Source organism: Actinoalloteichus sp. AHMU CJ021 (assembly GCF_002895405.1).
Taxonomy (GTDB): domain Bacteria; phylum Actinomycetota; class Actinomycetes; order Mycobacteriales; family Pseudonocardiaceae; genus Actinoalloteichus_B; species Actinoalloteichus_B caeruleus.
Genome location: NZ_CP025990.1, coordinates 4,803,944 through 4,822,838 on the forward strand (window position 1 = coordinate 4,803,944; position 18,895 = coordinate 4,822,838).

13 protein-coding genes and 1 riboswitch are annotated in these 18,895 nt (G+C 74.2%); of the genes, 3 read left to right on the forward strand and 10 right to left on the reverse strand.

Translation table 11 applies throughout. The annotated features are described in order from the left end of the window. Positions 1–162 precede the first annotated feature (162 nt). Positions 163–717 carry a GNAT family N-acetyltransferase gene (locus C1701_RS20435; RefSeq protein ID WP_026420074.1) on the reverse strand — a complete coding sequence of 185 codons (555 nt, stop codon included), beginning with the start codon at positions 715–717 and terminating at the stop codon, positions 163–165. A gap of 127 nt (positions 718–844) precedes the next feature. Between C1701_RS20435 and C1701_RS20440 the strand changes: the two genes are divergently transcribed. After that, complete coding sequence (locus C1701_RS20440) at positions 845–1,609, forward strand: hypothetical protein (protein WP_026420075.1); 765 nt, start codon at positions 845–847, stop codon at positions 1,607–1,609. 477 nt (positions 1,610–2,086) lie between these two features. Here the strand turns inward: C1701_RS20440 and lpdA are convergent, their stop codons facing one another. From lpdA to C1701_RS20475, 7 genes are all read right to left on the reverse strand, one after another. Next, the gene (gene lpdA / locus C1701_RS20445; RefSeq protein WP_103056450.1) at positions 2,087–3,484 is read right to left on the reverse strand and encodes a dihydrolipoyl dehydrogenase; all 1,398 of its coding nucleotides are present in this window, start codon (positions 3,482–3,484) and stop codon (positions 2,087–2,089) included. 573 nt (positions 3,485–4,057) lie between these two features. Next, positions 4,058–4,849: an ECF transporter S component gene (locus C1701_RS20450; RefSeq protein ID WP_051314266.1), complete on the reverse strand. Its 792-nt coding sequence runs from the start codon at positions 4,847–4,849 to the stop codon at positions 4,058–4,060. Between the two features lie 386 nt (positions 4,850–5,235). Beyond that, positions 5,236–6,864, reverse strand: a complete 1,629-nt coding sequence (locus C1701_RS20455; protein ID WP_030225519.1) for an ABC transporter ATP-binding protein — start codon at positions 6,862–6,864, stop codon at positions 5,236–5,238. Next, positions 6,864–8,093, reverse strand: coding sequence for a CbiQ family ECF transporter T component (locus tag C1701_RS20460; protein WP_081715629.1), 1,230 nt, complete (start codon positions 8,091–8,093; stop codon positions 6,864–6,866). Before C1701_RS20460 ends, C1701_RS20455 begins: the two co-directional genes overlap by 1 nt. Then, positions 8,090–9,124 carry a hypothetical protein gene (locus tag C1701_RS20465; RefSeq protein ID WP_103056451.1) on the reverse strand — a complete coding sequence of 345 codons (1,035 nt, stop codon included), beginning with the start codon at positions 9,122–9,124 and terminating at the stop codon, positions 8,090–8,092. Before C1701_RS20465 ends, C1701_RS20460 begins: the two co-directional genes overlap by 4 nt. Then, positions 9,124–11,088 (reverse strand): LPXTG cell wall anchor domain-containing protein, encoded by a 1,965-nt coding sequence (locus C1701_RS20470; RefSeq protein WP_103056452.1) that lies wholly within the window; start codon positions 11,086–11,088, stop codon positions 9,124–9,126. The genes C1701_RS20465 and C1701_RS20470 overlap by 1 nt, the downstream gene beginning before the upstream one ends. 154 nt (positions 11,089–11,242) lie before the next feature. Beyond that, positions 11,243–11,328, reverse strand: a riboswitch (cobalamin riboswitch). A 174-nt stretch (positions 11,329–11,502) separates the two neighbouring features. Continuing rightward, complete coding sequence (locus C1701_RS20475) at positions 11,503–12,354, reverse strand: fumarylacetoacetate hydrolase family protein (RefSeq protein WP_103056453.1); 852 nt, start codon at positions 12,352–12,354, stop codon at positions 11,503–11,505. A gap of 850 nt (positions 12,355–13,204) precedes the next feature. Between C1701_RS20475 and C1701_RS20485 the strand changes: the two genes are divergently transcribed. Beyond that, positions 13,205–13,801, forward strand: coding sequence for a cadmium resistance transporter (locus C1701_RS20485; protein ID WP_030105926.1), 597 nt, complete (start codon positions 13,205–13,207; stop codon positions 13,799–13,801). A 288-nt stretch (positions 13,802–14,089) separates the two neighbouring features. Here the strand turns inward: C1701_RS20485 and C1701_RS20490 are convergent, their stop codons facing one another. After that, positions 14,090–14,788 (reverse strand): hypothetical protein, encoded by a 699-nt coding sequence (locus tag C1701_RS20490; RefSeq protein WP_103056455.1) that lies wholly within the window; start codon positions 14,786–14,788, stop codon positions 14,090–14,092. Between the two features lie 365 nt (positions 14,789–15,153). Further along, complete coding sequence (locus C1701_RS20495; protein WP_026420083.1) at positions 15,154–15,819, reverse strand: phosphotransferase; 666 nt, start codon at positions 15,817–15,819, stop codon at positions 15,154–15,156. 200 nt (positions 15,820–16,019) lie between these two features. On the opposite strand from C1701_RS20495, the gene C1701_RS27725 reads away from it, so the two are divergent. Beyond that, positions 16,020–18,854: an ATP-binding protein gene (locus C1701_RS27725; RefSeq protein ID WP_337661847.1), complete on the forward strand. Its 2,835-nt coding sequence runs from the start codon at positions 16,020–16,022 to the stop codon at positions 18,852–18,854. The last annotated feature ends 41 nt before the right edge of the window (positions 18,855–18,895 follow it).

The following is an 18,895-nucleotide window of genomic DNA, read 5'->3' on the forward strand; positions in this document are numbered from 1 at the left end:
CCCGCCCGGGGCGTTGGCCCCGCTCGGGACGAGGTCACCGGCGCGCCGGCGACGATTCCCGGTGCCGGTCCCCGCCGGTCAGCCCCAGTCAGCGCGGCCGGCGAGGCGCTGGCCGCTCCCACCGGAGGTCGAGCCCGCCACCGTCGGGCGGACGGCCCCGCCTCACGGCCCCGCGGGCAGGGGAGCGTCCTCCGGGGGCGCCTGCTCGGGGATCCGACCCCGGCGCACGGTGAGCAGCCGGGTGATCCCACCACCCTCCTCGGTGAAGTCCCGGACGGCCTCGAAGCCCGCGGCGGCCAGCACGACCAGCGATCGGGTGTTCAGGACGTCGACGGTGGCGTGCAGTTCGGGGAGGCGGCGTACCGCGAAGGCCTGCCGCAGCAGCCCGCCGACAAGCTCCCGGCCCAGACCCCGCCCCCAGACCGCACGGGCGAGCGCGTAGATCAGTTCGTGGCCCTCCGCGCGCGAGCAGGGCTTGAGCTCGGCGTGGCCGACGTGCGCACCGTCGAGCCAGACCGCCCAGACGTCGAACCGGCGAGTCGGGTACACGTCGGTGAGGACGCGGTGGAACAGCGCGCGGTCCGCCGCCTCGGTCTGGAGGCCGTCGCCCACGTACCGGACGACCTCCTCGTCCTGGAAGAGCCGGACGAAGCTCTCCTCGTCCTCCCGCACGTAGGGTTTGAGGAGGAGGCGGTCGGTGCGCACCACGTCCGTCATGACCGCCACCGTAGGCAGGGAGGGGCTCCGCGACCACCGAGTTTCCGGGCGCGCGGCGGGAGGACATGATCGCCGGCGGGAGTGTCCGCCCGTCGGGGGCGTTTTCCGGCCGGTAGCGTGCTGGGTCATGGCGGACATCGAGCAGAGAGTTGTCGCGCTGCGCGCCGAGGCCGAGTCCGGGGACGCCGGGGCCGCGGCCGAACTGGGGCGGCTGCTGTGCGTGCGTCCCGCGCTCTCCGACGCGGACGACGTCGAGGACCTGTGGCCCAGCGAACGGTGGCTGCGGGCCGCGCTGCGGGAACGCCCGGGTGACAGCGTGACCACGAACCTGCTGGCCAGTCGCCTCGTGCAGCAGATCGACGCCATCCACGAGACCGACCTGACCCTGGGGGAGGAGTCGGCGCGGGACGGTGTCGAACGTCGGCGGAGCGAGGCCCTCGCCCTCTACGACCGGGTGCTGGACGTCAACGTCGCCGACCCGGCGGCCTCCGCAGGACTGGCGGCGTTGCGCGCCGCCGCCAGCGACGAGGAGCCGTCGGCCGACGAGCTGCGCCAGTCCCGCTACAGCTGGTACCTCGTCGAGGTCGACACCGGGAGCGGAGCGGTCAGCTACGTGGAACAACTCGTGGTGACCGACCCCGACGAGCTCAGGTGGGCCTGCGACCGCTTCTTCCACACCTACGGGTCGCTGGCCGGAACCACGCTGATGACCTTCCAGGCCGGTGAGGAGGACGAGCGCATCGAACTGGCCGAGCTGGGCGAGGACGCCCAGCCCCACTGGGACACCGTGCGCATCCCGCCGCTGCGCGGAGAACCGCTCCCGGTGGCGCACCCCGTTCGGGTGGGCAGGATGGTCAGCCACTACGGCTACACGGTGCACGCCTACTTCTGAGCGACGGAGTCCACGGGCGGGTGTGAACGTGGGGGTCCGGTTCCGCCAGCACGCCTCGGTCCCGTTCGGAGCGTGGTCACGTGTGCCGGCCGAGGCGACCGGCTGGCAGCGAGGGGCCCGGCACCCGGCGGTGTGGGGCGTCGAGCCTTGAACTCGTGACCCGGCGGTTCGACCCACGACGAGGACCCGCCGGTGTTCCCCGTCCTCCCGGGGCCATCGACGGATCGTGACCAGTCACGCCGTCGTGCGCCAGCTCCCGCTCGTTGGTGCGCCGCCGACGCCGACAGCGGTGCGGACCTCGACGGGCGCTGCCCTGCTGGGCGGCGGCTCAGGCGTCGTCCCGCACAGCCGGCTGGTGGGGTGGACGTCGCGCTGGGACGATCTCCCGGGCGAGGACGGAGCCGGACCGCCGCGGGCCGACGGTCCTCCGGCTCCCCTGCGGCCGGGAGGCCCGGCCGCAGGGGAACGCGGAACCGCTCAGAAGTTGATCATGTGGCCGGCGAGGCCGTGGACGGCCTCCTTGACGGCCTCACCCAGCGTCGGGTGGGCGTGCACGTTCCGGGCGATCTCGTGCACCGTCAGGTCCCACTGCTGGGCCAGCGTCAGCTCGGGCAGCAGCTCGGTGACGTCCGGGCCGATGAGGTGCGCCCCGAGCAGCTCGCCGTGCGTGGCGTCGCTGAGGATCTTCACGAAGCCACCGGAGTCGCCCAGGCCGTGCGCCTTGCCGTTGGCCATGAACGGGAACTTCGCGACCTTGACGTCGAAGCCCTGTTCCCGGGCCTGCTCCTCGGTCCAGCCGAAACTGGCGATCTGCGGCTGGCAGTAGGTGGCCCTGGGGATCATCCGGTAGTCGAGTTCCATGGTTTCCGCGCCACCGATCGTCTCGGCGGCGATCACACCCATGGATTCGGCGGTGTGGGCCAGCATCAGCTTCGCGGTGACGTCACCGATCGCGAAGATGTGCGGCACGTTGGTCCGGCCCCGGCCGTCGATGTCGATCGCGCCCCGGTCTGTGAGGGCGACACCGGTGTTCTCCAGGCCGTAGCCCTCCACCCGAGGCTGGAAACCGATGGCCTGGAGGACCTTGTCCGCCTCCAGCACCTGCTGCGCGCCGTCCTTGGTGACGGTCACCTTCACCTTCGCGCCACTGTCGTCGATCGCGTCGACCCGCGTGGAGGTGAGGATGTCGATGCCCAGCTTCTTGTAGCGCTTGTTCAGCTCGGCGGAGACCTCGGCGTCCTCGTTCGGCACCACCCGGTCCAGGAACTCCACGATCGTGACGTGCACGCCGTAGTTGTGCATCACGTACGCGAACTCGACACCGATGGCGCCCGCACCGGCGATGATGATGCTCTCCGGCAGTTCCTCGGTGAGGATCTGCTCCTCGTAGGTCACCACCCGCTCGCTCAGCGACGTGCCGGGGAGCAGCTTGGTGGTGGCGCCGGCCGCGATGATGCAGTGGTCGAAGGTGACCGTCTCGGTGCCGCCGGCCGTGGTGACCTCGATGGTGTTGGCGTCGATGAAGGAGCCGCGCCCCTGGAACTCGGTGATCTTGTTCTTCTTCATCAGGAAGTGCACGCCCTTGACGCGGCCTTCCGCGACGTTCCGGCTGCGCTTGAACGCCGCCGAGTAGTCGAAGGTCACCTGGCCCTCGGTGCGGATCCCGTAGGTCGAGGCCTCGTGCTGGAACAGGTGCGCCAGCTCCGCGTTGCGCAGGAGCGCCTTCGACGGGATGCACCCGACGTTGAGGCACACGCCGCCCCAGTACTTCTCCTCGATGATCGCGGTGCGCAGACCGAGCTGGGCCGACCGGATCGCGGCCACATAGCCACCCGGGCCGGCGCCCAGGACCACAACGTCAAAGTGCGAGCTCATACCGGGCACCCTATCTAGCGGCGGCAACGGCCTCACGGGGGAGCATCGGGCCCGTCCTGGCTGGTGTGACCCGCCCCACCCACCCGCGGCCAGATGGCGGTTCCGGCCGTTGACCTGCGTCGGGTATGGCGGGCACCCCGTCCGGGGCGGGAAGTTGGACCGGCCGGACGCGGTGGTCCCGGTGGGGGCCTGGCGGGCAGGGCCGCGGGGGTGCGCGGGTGGCTGGGGGTCGCGCACCGTCCCACCTCCTGCCGCCTGTCCGGGACCGCGTCCTCCGCGTCGGCCGGCACATCCGAGCAAACCAGAGCGCCCTCGCGGTGATCAGGGACGTAGGTCCCGTCCTACCGGGGCCTTGGCCATTCCCGCTCCTGCTCCACCCGGAGGGCGGGGCCGCCCGGTCGCGCCCGGACCTCGGCCGTCGGGTGCGTGCCGCGACCACGTCGGGACACGGAGCCGGGTGGTGCGCCCCGCCGCCCCCGGTCGTGGGGGACGTGCCGTCCACGGGCCACCCGGATCGCCGGGGCCGAACCACCGCGCGCCGGGGGACTCGGCGGACGGCTCCGGGAGACGCGGTCAACCCCGGTCGAAGGTGGCCGGGGCGTGGAAGGCCGCCCGCCGGGCGGCGCGCCGCAGCACCGCGAGCACGGCGCCGCCGATCAGCGCGATCGCGAGCACGTTGGTCAGCGCACGTCCCGTGTCCCATCCGAAGGTGGAGGTGTAGAGGGTGAAGACCACGAAACGGTGCAGGTTCTCCAGCACCGGGTCGCCCGCGACGAAGGACAGCTGGGTGTCGATGCCGGCGGTGAACGGCCAGAACCACATGTTCATGACGAACCCGAAGAAGTAGGCGGAGAACGCCCCGTACCCGGCGAGCATCACGATCTCCGCCCGCCCCCGGACCCGGCGCGGGAGCAGCCCGGCACCCAGGCCGACCCAGGACGAGGCGAGCATCTGGAAGGGGAGCCACGGCCCCACCCCAGCCGTCAGCAGGGCCGAGGCGAACAGCGAGGTCGACCCGAGGACGAACCCGAAACCCGGCCCGAACACCCGGCCGGCCAGCACCAGCATGAAGAACACCGTCTCGATGCCGGCGGTTCCCGCGCCGAGCGGGCGCAGGGCGGCGTTGATCGCCGACAGCACGCCGAGCATCGCGAGGGCCTTCGAGTCGATGCCCCCGCTCGACAGTTCGGCCAGCACGATGCCGATGAGGACCGGCAGCACCACGACGAAGATCAGGGGAGCGTCGGCGCTGTGGGCCATCGCCTCCGGTTCCGGGGCGGCGAACAGGGGCCAGAAGAACATCGCGAAGCCCGCCAGGGAGGCCAGGGCGAGGACCACGGCGGTGCGCGGCGCGATCCGCACCACCCGGGGCGGTCCGGCCTCGGTCGGTCGCGGGGCGGCGTCGACCGGTCCCTCGCCGGAACCGACCAGGCCGGTGGATCCGCCACCCGTGCGTTCCCGCCGTTCCGCCGCCCGCGCCTCCACTGGCGGCGCGACGGCGACCTCCTCGTCCCCCGCGCCGGGGGCCGGCTCCTCCTCCCGTGAGGCCGGTGGGCGCGGTCCCGGTCGCCGGTGCCCAGCGGTGGCACCCGAGGCCGGCGTCCCGGATCCGTCCTCGCCCCCCGCACCGGAACCGGTGGTCGTGCCGTCCGCGTTGGCCCCGTCGCCGCCGGCACCCGGTGGGCGACCGGTCGGGGCGGCCGGGTCCGCCGTGGCGTCGTCGACCGGCACCTCGGGACGACCCGCCCCCGTCATACCCGGGCCTCCGCACCCGCGAGGGCGTCCCGCACCTCGGAGACGGTCAGCCAGGGTTGCGGGCTGAGCACCTTCGCCACCTGCGGCGCGAACGCCGGGGAGGCGACCACCACGTCGGCGGTCGGCCCGTCCGCCACGATCTCGCCCTCGGCGAGGACCACGACCCGGTCGGACACCCCGGCGACGAACTCGACGTCGTGGGTGGCCAGCAGCACGGCCCTGCCCTCCGAGGCCAACTCCCGCACCAGGTCGCCGAAACTGGCCTTGGCGTGGTAGTCCAGCCCTCGGGTGGGTTCGTCCAGCAGCACGACGGCGGGCGCGGCGGTCAGCTGCACGGCCAACACCAGGGACAACCGTTGTCCCTCCGACAGGTCCCTCGGGTGCCTTTCTGGTCGGATGCCCGGGGTCAACCGGTCGAGCAGCCGCCGACAGGTCCCCTCGGGGACCTCGGACTCCCGGTCGGCCTGCTCGCACTCCTCGGCCACCGTCTCCAGGTACAGCAGGTCGCCCGGGGTCTGCGGCACCAGGCCCACCAGCGCCCGCGCCTCGGCGGCGCTGACCTTCGCCGGGTCCGTGCCGTCGACGGAGACGGTGCCTCCCTGACGTGGCCCGGAACCCTGGAGCGCCCACAGCAGTGAGGACTTCCCGGAACCGTTGCGCCCCATCAGAGCCACCACCGCCCCCGGGGCCAACTCGACCGACACCTCCCGGACGGCGGGGACCCGGCCGTAGCGGACGACCACCCGCCGCGCCACCAGCCTCGGCCGGTCACCCACGCCCACGGCGGCCCGACCCCGGGCCGGCCGCGGCCGCTCCCGCAGCTGGTCCCGCAGCCCGGCCGCCCGCCGTCGGGCGTCCCGCACCGACAGCGGCAGCGGACGCCAACCGGCGAGCCTGCCCAGTTCCACCACGGGCGGGGCGACGGAGGAGACGTCGAGGATCTCCGGCGGCGCGCCGGCGAGCACCGAGCCGTCCCCGGGCAGGTGAACCAGCCGGTCCGCGTACTGCACGATCCGTTCCATCCGGTGCTCCGCCGCGACCACGGTCACCCCGAGGTCGTGCACCAGCCGGGTGATGGCCGCCAACACGTCCTCGGCGGCGGTCGGGTCGAGCGCCGAGGTGGGCTCGTCGAGCACCAGCACGGCGGGGTGGGCGGTGAGGACCGCCCCGATCGCCACCCGCTGCTGCTGGCCACCGGAGAGCGTGCGCAGGGGACGCCGTCGCAGCTCGGCGATCCCCAGCAGGTCCAGCGTCTCCTCGACCCGCTTGCGCATCACCTCCGGCGGGACCCCGAGCTGCTCCATCGTGTAGGCGAGCTCGTCCTCGACGGTGTCCGTGACGAAACCCGCCAGCGGGTCCTGCCCCACCCGCCCCACGAGGTGCGCGAACTCCCGGGGTGGTCGGCTCGCGGTGGACACGCCACCCACCCGCACCTCCCCGTGCAGGTGCCCGCCGGTGAAATGGGGCACCAGGCCGTTGATCGCACCGAGCAGGGTGGACTTCCCGGAGCCCGTGCGGCCCACCACCAGGCACAGCTCCCCCTCGCCGACGGTGAGTTCCACGTCGCGGAGCGCGGGCCCGGGAGCCTCGGGGTAGTGGACCGTGACCCGGTCAAACTCGATCATCAGGGTGTCGTCCTCTCGTGGGTGGCCGACGGTGGCACTGGCTGCCGCACGTCCCCTCCCGGTGTCCTCCGCCAGGCCAGGGCGGGAGCCCCGCTGCCAGCCGGTCGGTGCTCGTCGGGGTCGCCGGGCGAGGGCGACGACAGCTCCGGCGGCGGCGCCAGCCACGCCGGCAGCACCCCGACCAGGACGGCCAGCGAGGGCAACAACGCCAGCTCCGGCCAGGCCAACGGGTTCAGCGACGGGTACAGGTTCGCCGCGTCGACCTGGCTGGTCAGGTAGAGCAGGCCGCCGGCGCCGACCCCGCAGCAGATGACGAGGACCTCCCCGAGCCGCCACCGGTCCGGGCGGTGCACGCTGCGCCGCACCTGCCGGCCGCCCCACAGCAGACCGGCGGCCGCCACCGCCGCGCCGGCCACCAGCATCGGCAACCCCAACTGGCGGGGGGTCGACCCGTCCATCAGCCCGTACACCCCGACGCACACCCCGACCAGGCCGCCGAGCACCAGCACCCCGGTCACCAGCCGGGCCCGGCGGGACAGCGCCCCGACCCGGCCGTACCCCCGGGAGTCCATCGCGGCGGCCAGGGCCAGCGAACGGTCCATCGCGTCCGCGAGCACCGGGATGACGATGCCCCGCAACGCCCGCATCCCCCGCTGGCGGCCACCCCGCAGCCGCCGCGCCCGCCGTACCCGGAGCACGCTCTCCACCAGTTGCGGAGCCACCGAGAGGGCGACCACGACGGCCGAACCCACCTGGTACAGGGCGCCAGGGACCGCCTTCAGCAGCCTTTTGGGGTTGGCCAGGGCGTTGGCCGCCCCGATGCAGACCACCATGGTGGCCAACCGCAGCCCGTCGTAGAAGCCGCCGAGCAGCTGTTCCACCGCCACCGGCCCGAACAGGCGGATGCCGGCCGCCCACGCGGGTAGGGGGATCTCGGGCAGGGTGAACAGGATGTGATCTCCCTGCCCGCCACCGAAGATCACCCGGAACAGCACCCGGGAGAACACGATGAACGCGCCCAGCAGCAGGTACAGCCGGAACGCCAACGCCCACGGCGCGTCACCCCGCCGGCGGGCCACCACGAGCCCGGCGACGGCGATGATCAGGACCAGCAGCAGCGGGTTCGTCGTCCGGCTGGCCGCGGTGGCCAGCCCGAGAGCCCACAGCCACCACGCTCCCGGGTGCAGCGTCCTCGGGAGCCGGCGTCGATCGGGGAACCCGAGCGTCACGGGTGGTGCTGTTCGGCGCGTCGTCGCCGTACCGCCGTCGCCGTGCCCGCCGCCACGATGACCACCACGGCGGCCAGCCCCAACAGGGTCGCCGGTGGGATCCCCGAGGAGGCGCCGGTGTCGGCCCGGTCGGCCAGGGGGTCGGGGTATCCGGGATCCGCACCCGCCGGGGAGCCGGGCGGTCCCGGTGACGCCGAGGCACCGGCCACGGACGAGGTGGCGCCGGCCCCGGCGGAGGGCTCGGAGCTGGGCTCGGTGGAGCCCGACGGGGTCGCCGTCCCCGACCGCGACGGGGATCCGGGTTCGGGCGATGGTTCGAACTCGAAGACCGTTCCGGTGCGTTCGGCCCCGCTCGGGGCCTCCTCGGTGCCGCCGTGGGCGCCTCCCTGCTCGGCCGGCGGCCGTACGGGACGCTCCGGCTCCGGCTCCTGCGGTGGCGGGGCGGGCTGGTCGGGAGCCGGAGGCGGCGGTGGGGGCGCGGCCGGACGCCGAGGAGCCACCCGGGGCGGCGGGTTCGTGGTCTCGGTGCGGTTCAACGAGAACGACCAGCCCTCGAAGCTGCCCAGCGGAGGTTTGCGGTTCATGACCCCCCACTGGCTGTACTCCCAGGCCCCGCCGTTGGGTGAGTGCCAGTAGGACCAGTAGGCGGTGGCAGGTGGCGTGTCGATGCACGGTTCGGCCTCGGGGACCGGCAGGCCCTCGATCCGGCAGATGAAGGCCTCGCCCCACCGGTTCGTCCCGGTGATGTTGATCCCGGCGTTGCGGAGCGCGGCGTGACCGGTGGCCTGGTCGCCGTGTGCGCAGCGGATGATCGTCTGCCCACCGAGTTCCTGGAAGTCGATGACCACGGTGACGCCGTTGGCGTCGGGGCAGTAGCCGGCGGAGCCGGACGTCGGGGCGACCGACGTCGGTCGCGGACCGGTGGACTCCCCGTGGGCCACCACCGCCGCCGGCCCGACGGTCAGACCGACCGACAGCGCGACGGCGAGCGCGACGGCGGCCGGGCTCCGACGAAGTGGGCGTCGTCCCATCAGCTGCTCCCGATCCGTCGGCGGGACATCCACAGGAGCGCGGCACCGCCGAGCAGCAGGGCCCCCAGCAACGCCACGGCGACCCCGACGTCGGCACCGGTCCTGGCCAGCGGTGGCGGGGACTTCGGGTCGACCCCGGCGGGGTCGACGGGCGGGGGAGCGGTACCGGTGGGCTGGGAGGTGACCGGCTCCGAGGACGTCGGGGCCGGCGAGGAACCGGGCGGTGGCGTGTGCGAGGTTTCCGGTGCCGACGGCGTCGTCGGCTGCGAGGTGCTCGGGGGCGGAGGTCCCGGCTCCTCCTTCCCCGATTCACCCAGCGGGACCTTCGCCAACGCGAGCACGGCCTGGGCGGTGGCCCGCCGCCACTGGTCGCGGGCCATGTCGGTCACGCCGTCGGCGACGGCGGACGCGAAGGAGCCCGGGTTGTAGGCGATCGCGCCACGGTCGGCCGAGGCCGCACCCGCGTTCCCCTCGGTCAACTGGAGTTCGGCGACGTAGTCGGCCGCCTCGTCGGCGGCGTCCCGCAGGCCGGCGGCGGCCAACGCCTGCCCCGCCAATCCGCTGCTGTTCGTGTTCGACCCGGCCGTGGGGCCGGACCCCCCGAAGGAACCATCGTCCCGTTGCACCGAGGCCAGCCATCCCGCGCCCCTGGCCGCGGCCGCACCGGCGTGCTCGGCGCCCGCCTCGTCGGCGGCCAACAGCGCCTGCACCGCCATCGCGGTGGAGTCCGGGTCGAGGACCGCGTCCGGGGAGGAGTCGCAGGACGCCGACGGTGTGCCGAACAGTTCGGGTGACAGCCGGAACCCACCGGAGGAACACTGCTGGCGGATGAGGAAGTCCACGGCGGACTGCGGGACCCCGCCGCTGCGGGCCAGGCCGATCACGCCGAGGGACTGCCCGAAGGTGTTGGACTGGTCGGCCGTCCCCTGGTCCTTCAACCGCCCCTCCTGGACCCCCGCATCCGGGCCGGCGATCAGGTCCAACGTCTCCCGGCGCATGTCGTGGCCGCCGAAGTCGGTGGGGTCCCGGTCAGCGGCGACGGCCGCGACCAGGATTTTCGCGGTGGCGCCCGCGACGCGCACACCGGGCACTCCCCAGTCGTCGTGGCTGTTGTAGGAGCGGACGTTCGCGGCCACGGCGTCGGCCGCCTCCTCGACCGCGGCGGGGTCGGCGTTCGTGGCCGCGAGGGCCAGCAGCGCGTCGATCGTCAGTCCCCAGTCGGCCCCGACGAACCCGGGCATCCGACCGTCGACCAGTTCCTCCGCCAGCCACCGGCCGGCCGCCACCGCCTGCCCCCGGTGCGGGTTGGGTGGTGGGGCGTCCAGTGCGCCGGCGACGTCCGAGGCGGCCGTGTGCTCCGGGACCGGCGTCCCCGTCGCCGTGGGCGGGGTCGGGGTCGGTTCGGTGGGCTCCTCCACCACGACCGGGCGTACCGGGTCGAGCCGTGGGGGCGGGTTGTCGTCGAAGTCGCGGTCGAGGGCGAAGGACCAGCCTTCGAAGCTGCCGGGTGGTGGGGTGCGGAAGGTGGCGCCGTGGCTGCTGTACTCCCAGTCGCCCCCGTTGGGGGCGTGCCAGTAGGACCAGTAGGCGTGGGCGGGCGGGGTGTCGACGCAGTCCTCGGTGTCGGGGGTGGGCAGTCCGTTGATGCGGCAGATGAAGGACTTGCCCCAGCGGTCGGTCCCGGTGACCTCGAAGCCGGCGTTCTCGAGGGCGTCGAGGCCGGTCTCCTGGGGGCCGGGGGCGCAGGCGACGAGGGGGTCGGCGGTGGAGAGTTCCTGGAAGTCGACGATGACGGTGACGCCGTCGTCGTCGGGGCAGTGACCAGGGGTGGCCGGCGCCACCACCTCGACCGACGTCACCGTGGGAGCGGTCGGCGGCGGAGCCGGTGTCGCGACGGCGGTACCACCGCCGACGAGCAGGGTGACGGCGGCGGCCGACACCCGGAGGAGACGGAACCTGGACATCGATGGCACCTCTGGCGGTCGGGGAAGCCCGGCCGCCCGGCCGCCGCCCCGCGAGCCGGCCACCCGAGGTGGACCGGCGGTCGGAGGTGCCCGCGCGTGAGGGCTCCGTCCTGCAATCCTCGGCAGTTCGTGAGCGAGCGACCGGTGTCCGAGCGGGCATTCCGACTCGTGGCGGGCTCGTTCCACACGGTCCCGTCACACACGGCTGCGGGTCAGCGCCGGATTCGCACCGGCTTCCCCCGCTGGGGCCACCTGTTCAGTTGTGTCGCGCGGTCGGCGCCTCGCCCACCGTCGTCGAGATCGAACCCTGCCACGCTATCCAGCCGGAGATCACCTGATCGAGGGCTGCTCGCCAGCTGTTACCCGAGCGTGACTGGAGGTCAGTGGTTCGGGTGGTCGAGGACGAGTCCGTGATCAGGCCGGGACCAGGTTCTGCCGCTGCCGGCCCAACCCGTCGATCTCCAACTCGACCACGTCACCCGCCCGCAGGTAGGGGAACCGCCCGGACAGGGCCACGCCCTGCGGGGTGCCCGTGTTGATGACGTCGCCCGGTTCGAGCGCGAGGTACTGGCTCAGGTGCCACACCAGGTAGGCGGGGGTGAAGATCATGTCCGACGTGGATGAGTCCTGTCGGGGCTCCCCGTTCACCCAGGAACGCAAGCCCAGCGAGGAGGGGTCCGGGACCTCGTCCGCCGGGACGAGCCAGGGCCCCAACGGGTTGAACGTGCGGCAGCACTTCCCCTTGGACCACTGCCCACCCGAGTCCTCGAGCTGGTAGGTCCGCTCGGACACGTCGTTGGAGACGGTGTAGCCGGCGACGTGGGCCGCGGCGTCCTCGGGGGACTCCAGGTAGGCGGCCTGCCGGCCGATCACCACCGCCAGCTCCACCTCCCAGTCCGTCCGCTCCGCACCACGGGGGATCTCCACGTCGTCGAAGGGCCCCACCACGGTGTTCGGCGTCTTCAGGAAGATGATCGGCTGCTCGGGCGGCGCGGCCCCGGACTCGGCGGCGTGCGCCGCGTAGTTCTGCCCGACGCAGATCACCGACTGCGGGCGTACCACGGGCGCCCCGACCCGCAGCCCGTCGGTGTCCAGCACGGGCAGTTCCCCGGCCCGCAACGCCGACCTGACCCGGCCCAGCCCGCCCGAGGAGAGGAAGGCGCCGTCGATGTCGGCGGTCACCGGGGACAGGTCGTAGGTGGTGCCGTCGTCGGCGCGAACGGCGGGACGTTCGGCGCCCACCGGGCCGAGGCGGAGCAGTCTCATCCGGAACTCTCCCTGGTTCGACGTGGAGGGGCACGGCCGCTCACCACGAACACCCCGCGGAACCACAGCCGGTGCGCCGAGTGTATTGCCGCCGGTGGCGCCGATCCGGGCCGCAACTGGCCACGGGAGCCGGTCGCCTGGCGCCACCGGGGTCGGGTGCCGGGACGGCCCGGGCGTCCGGACGGGTACGGGCCCTGGTCCGCGCGGGCACCAGGGGTCCTCCCGAGACCCGGACCCCCTTCCCGCCTGGTGGGCGCGCGTCGGGGATCGGGCGGCTCCACCTCAGGGATGTGTGATGCTTCGGGGAGGAGCACCGGGGGGGCGGGGGACGTGGACGCTCGGGCACGAGGACGCCGTGGCGCGGCGAGGGGCGTCGCGTGCTGGTGGTCACGGCGCCGATGCCCCACCTGGTGGTGCGCGACCCGCCAGTCCCGTTCGCCGACCTCCGGCCAAGACGGATCGCCCCACGGCGCGGGCCGGAGCAGGCGACCCTCGACCTCGCGCGTCTCGCCTCGGGACGTCCGAGGATGACCTCGGCCCTCGGCGCTCGGCGTCGGGGTCGGCCCTCGGCGCTCGGCGTCGGCGCTCCGCCGAGGGCCGACGAGACCCGGCCCGTCCGGTGTTCCGCCCCAACCACGCGCGACCCGCCCTGATCCCGCACCGGATCATTCGGTGCCGACAGGACGTGGGACGTGCTCCGCGCGGCTGGTCACGTCGCGCCGCGTCGTGCCGCCGTACCGAGCAGCCGAAGGGTGAAGATGCGCTTACCGACCTCCTGCCGTCATGTCCGCACCGGGCACTCCACCGAACGGGCGGCCCTCCGGGCTCCCCTGTCGCCGGCGGTGGCGCCGTGAACCTGGGTCTCGTCGGTCAGGCGGTGGGGCTGTTCGTCGTCACGAACATCGACGACATCGTGGTGATCGCGTTGTTCTTCGCCCAGGGCGCGGGACGTTCCGGTACCACCCGCACCATCCTCCTCGGCCAGTACCTCGGCTTCTGCGGCATCCTGATCGTCTCGGTCGCCGCCGCGCTCGGTGCCACCCTCCTGCCCGACCAGGCGGTGCCCTACCTCGGACTCCTCCCGCTCCTCCTGGGCGTCAGGGCGGCGGTGGAGGTGTGGCTGCACCGGGACGACTCGGAGGAGGAGAGGGCCACCGCCCGGACCGGCCCCACCCTCCTGGCGGTGACGGCGGTGACCTTCGCCAACGGTGGGGACAACATCGGTGTCTACGTGCCCGTCTTCGCCACGGCGGGGGTCGGTGGGACGAGCGTCCACATCGTCGTCTCCCTCGTCCTGTTGGCCCTGTTGGTCCTGACCGGTCGTCACCTGGCCACCCGCCCGACCGTCGCCAGGGCGTTGGCCCGGTGGGGCCACATCCTGATGCCGGTCGTCCTGATCGCCGTCGGACTGGTCATCCTCGTCGAGGGCGGGGCCTTCGGCTTGTAGGGCGTCGTCGGGAGGACCGCGGCGGGGACCGCACGGCATCCACTCGCCGGCCAGCGCCCCACCCGCCGACCCGTCGCGCCCGCACCCGGCGAACTCGACAGGCCCGCCGTGGCCGGACGATCACGTCACGTGGGCCGGTGACGACCAGCGGGACCCGCTCGTCCAGCTACCCCGGCGGTTCAGCGCACCCGTCCGGCGAGTGCGCGCGCCGTAGGAAGGGCGTGCCGGGGTCAGCGGACCGGACCCGGTGCCGTCCGGAGCGAGCCCGTTGGGACGCGTCCGTGCCGGTCAGCGGCGTCCCTGCCCACCCCGCACTCGTTGGGGGCGCCGCACGGGGGCGGGAGACAGCGAAGCGACGACCTCGATTCCGGCTTCAGCCGGTGGACTCCGCGACCAGCGCCCAGAAGTCGCGGTGGCAGGCCTCGACCGGGTTCCCGTGGTGACGTCCTCGGCGCCGAACACCAGCGACCGCCCACCCGGCGTCCACGGCGCCACCGGCGCCCGTCCCGTCCGCGCGAAGCCCGCCCAGACCTCGATCACCCGGGAGGCGGTCCCCCGCTGCGCCGGCGTCAGCGGAACGTGGTTGCCCTCGATGTCGAGGGGTTGGCTGGCCATGTCGAACAGGTGGGGCAGTTCAGCGGAGTGCGCCGCGCCGGGCTTCGGGGCGCGCCGTCGAGGAGCGGCAGCGGGGCCGGCGCGGCGCGGTCGGCGAACTCGTGGGCGTGGACGTCGGTGTTTCTCGGACATCACGTCGTTGGCGTGCGACCGAGGACAGGCGAACGTGCGGTCGGTGCGCACCGCCGACCAGGCCTCGGTGTCGTCGGCGAAGGACTCCACCGGGTACTCGGCGAGCACGGCCTCGGCCCGCGCCCCGAAGGACTCGCGGATCGCGGGTTCGTAGGGGCCGGGGACGCGCGGAGCGCCGCCGCGACACCGGCGGCGGCTCGTGGTGACCGGTGGATTCGCTGTCGTCCACCGTGTGGCCACCGGCGGCGGCGCACACCCTACGAACGTCGGTACCCGGTTGAACCAACGTCGGTCGCTGCCATTCCCGCCCAGGAGAAGCCCCGGTCAGGGTCGCCGGCGGCGGAGCGGGCGGAGACGGTCCCTCGGTTCGGAGTGGCGCGGGGCTCCGCTGGAGATGGGCGGGTGCGCGGAGCCGCGGCCCGCCCGGTGTTCGCGGTGGCCGGCTTGGGGGAGGAGCGAGGAGGTCCGGCGCGTACCCCGGACCGTGGTCGGTCGGGGGCGGTGACGGCGTCCACCCGGGAACCCGCTCCCTCGACTCCGGTCGGGCGGGGAGCGGGCACCACTCCGTCGAGGAGGGCCCCCACCAGCCGTCCGCGTCGTGCCGATCAGGGGTCGGTGCTGAGCGCGCGGATCAGAGCCGCCGCCCGTCCGAGGTGGGCGATCTCCGCGTCCCCCTGGTTCGGATCGGCGCCGCGCGCCGCAACCGCCTCCTCCAACGCCACCAGGGCGTCCCGGCGGGAGTGGGCGAGGAACGCCGGGAGGACCGCACGGGCGATGCCCGCCAACGCGCCGCCCCCGTCCACGGCGACCTGCGCCAGGATCACGGCTGAGAGCGCGATGTCCAGGCCGGGCGGGCCCTCCGTCGTGTTGCGCCAGTCGATGACCACCGGACCCCGCGCCGCGAGCACCACGTTGCCCGGGTGCAGGTCGCCGTGGCGGATCCGCCAGTCCGGTTCGGTCGAGACCCGGGGCGGCAGCGTGTGCAGCCGCGCCTGGAGGTCGGCGAGTTCGCGGCCCGCGTCGTCCGCGCTGACCAGACCGTCGACCACGGCCTGGAGCAGGGTCGGGCCGTCCAGTCGCTCCAGCACCAGGTCGGCGTGGTCCACCCGGTGGACCCGGGGCACCGGGTATCCGAGCTTCCCGAGGTGCGCCATGACCGCTGCCTCGGGCGCCGCATCCGTACCCGCGCGGTAGCGGCGCAGGACGCGGCGGTCGTCGAGGGCGAAGACGTCCGCGTCGCGGCCGGCCGCGAGGAACACCGGGATTCCCACCCGGATGACCCTAACCTCGGGCCACGCCGGGACGTGGTCCGAACCGGGCACTCCACCAGCCCCGCCGCACCGACTCGGCCCGTGCCAGCCCCTGGGATGTCCCGACCCCGCCGGGGACTTCGCGGAACCGCCGCTCCTCGCGCCACCCCACCGCTAAGCTCCTTGTGACGGGGGTCACCTCAAGCTTCGGGGGTAGCTGGGTGAAGGCTGACGAGGGATCGTTCGACGCGGGGGACGAGGAGCCGGAGGGCCGGGCCGCGACCGGCGGCCACGGGCACGCCGGCACCGGGGATGGGATCGGGCGCGGCTCCGACCACGACCACGCCACCGGCGAAGATGGGTGGCACCTCCCGTCGCCCGCCGCGCCCAGCCCCGCCAGCGACCAGCCCCTCGCACGCCCGGACCCGTCGTCCACCGAGCGAGCTCGTCGTGACCGGCGCCGCGCCGGACGCACGGGGAACCAGGAGACCGGTGAGCGCCCCGGAAGCGGTGAGCGGACCGAGAACGACGACAACCACCTGGCCGGCGACGTCTCGCGCGACGTCCCCCGTGAGCAGGACAGTCCAGCGCACGCGGCGGCCAGGAACGGGGTGCGTCGCTGGTTCGGCCGCTCCTCGGCACGCTCCGGTCTCCGCCGGCTCGGTCCACCAGCGATCGCGGCGACCCTGACCGCCTGCGCCCTCGCGCCCGTCGCCGCCCCCGCCCTCGGGTTGGCCGGCGGAGCCGTCGCGGGCGCACTGGTCGACCTCCTCGGTGGGCTCGGCAGCGACTACCTCAGCGACCTCGTCTCCGGCGTCCGGGAACGTGCCGAGAAGGCCGCGCGAGGCGCGGACTCCGATGAGGACGCGCCGGAGTCGGAGCGGAAGCCAACGACCGCCGACGGCGGAGCCACGGCCGTGGACCCCGACCTCCTCCGAGAACTGCTCGCCGTCGAACTGGAACGCCGGCTGGCCGTCGGCGGTGAGGAGGCGGCGGCGCTGCGCCGGGAGATGGCCGCCGTCCTCCGTTCGGTCGACGCCGTCGGTGTGGCGCTGGAAGCCGCCGTGCGCGCCGAAGCCCGGGAGACGCGTCAGGACGTCGTCGCGGCGCTGCTCTCCCTCGGCGCGGAGTTCCGCGAGTTCCACTGGATGATCAGCGGCGCGCGGGAAGCGCTCCTCGACATGCAGCGGCAGCTCACCGACCAGACCTCCGCCCAGCGGCGGCACATCCTGCTCACCGAGCGGTCCCTGTACGAACTCACCGCGCTGCGCGCCGAACTGGCCGGCGCGCCCACCCCCGCCGAGGAGGGCGAGCACCCGCCCGCCCCGGTCCACGACCGTTCCTCCCGAGACGCCTGCCCGCCCGAACCCTGCCCGTACCCGGGCCTGGCCCCGTTCGAGGCGCACGACGCCCGGTGGTTCTTCGGACGGGAGCGGTTGACCGCCATGCTCGTCGGCCGGCTCGCGGCCACTGCGGACAACGGGGGACCGGTGTTGGTCCTCGGGCCCTCCGGCAGCGGAAAATCGTCGCTGATCCGCGCGGGTCTGGCCCGAGCGGTCGCCCGAGGTGACCTCCCGTTCCCCGGTTCCCGGAGGTGGCGTCCCCGGCTGGTCCGCCCCGGGGCGGACCCGGTGCTCCGGCTCGCGGAACAGCTCACGTCGGCCGCCGCCGGCTCCGACTCCCCGGGACTGGACTGGCCGGTCACCCGGATCCGACGCCGACTCGGTGAGGAACCCGGCTCGGTGCGTCGTGCGCTGGACGCCACGACCTCTGACGGGACCGGGCGCGTCCTGCTCGTCGTCGACCAGGCCGAGGAGCTGTTCACCCAGGCCAACGCCGTCGACCGCGCCCGCTTCCTCGACGCGCTGGCCGCCCTCACCGAGGCGCACGACGGGGGCGGTGGCGCTCCGGTGCTCGCCGTCGTCGGGCTCCGCGCCGACCACGTGCGTCGCTGCGTCGACCACCCCCTCCTGCTCACCGCGCTGGAACGGACCACGCTCGCGGTCGAACCCATGGGACCAGCGGAGTTGGCGCGGTCCGTGCTGGGTCCGGCCGAGGCGGTGGGGTTGCGCGTCGAGCCGGGCCTGGTGGACCTGCTGCTCGCGGATCTCGGGACGGCTCACCGGTCCGGGGAACCCGGGACGCTCCCGCACCTGGGGCACGCCCTGCGGGAGACCTGGCGGCGGCGGGAGGGGAACACGCTCACCGTCGCCGGCTACCGGGACGCCGGCGGTGTCTCCGGCGCGATCAGCGGCGCCGCCGAGTCCTGCTACCAACGGCTGTCCCCCGACCAGCGGCGCCTCGTCCGGCGCCTGTTCACCGAGCTGGTCACCGTGTCCGGCGACGCGGAACCCCATCGGCGGCGCCGGGGGCGCGCCGAGCTGGTTGAGGCGTGGGAACCCAGCGGCTCCTGGGACCCGGAGGTGCTGGACGGCCTGGTGGAGGCCCGCCTCGTCACCGTGGGGGAGGACTCGGTCGAGATCAGCCATGAGGTCCTGCCACGGTCCTGGGACCGCCTGCGCGCCTGGCTCGCCGAGGACCGCGAGGAACTGGTCCTGCGCGGCCGCCTCTCCGTCGCCGCCCGCGACTGGGACGGCGGTGGCCGGCCCCCGGACTCGTTGTGGCGGGGTACCCAGTTGGCGGTGGTGCGGGCGTGGGTGGGGGAGCGGCCCCGATCGCGGTTACCCGGCCGGCGGCTGCGGGGCCGCCGGTCCACCGAGGACTCCTCCCGCCCTCCCCGGTGGGGCTGCCGCCGGTCGAGGCGGACTTCGTCCGAGCGTCGGTCCGCCTCGACCGGCGACGCGACCGGGCCAGGGTGGGGGTCGTGGTCGGCCTCGTCGCCCTGCTCGTGGCGGCCCTCACCGGGGCAGGGGTGGCGGTGGTGCAACTGCGGACCTCCACGGTGCTCGCCGCCGAGGCGCTGTCCCGCCAGTACGCGGCCCAGGCGGCGCTCGACGAGGCGACCCAGCAACGTCGCGCCCAGCTGGGTGCGCTCGCCGCCTGGCGGGCCAGCCCGACCGTGGAGGCGAGGAGCGCGTTGTTCTCCCAGGTGCTGAACCCGTTACGAGGACCGCTGACCGGTCAGGGCGCGGCGGTG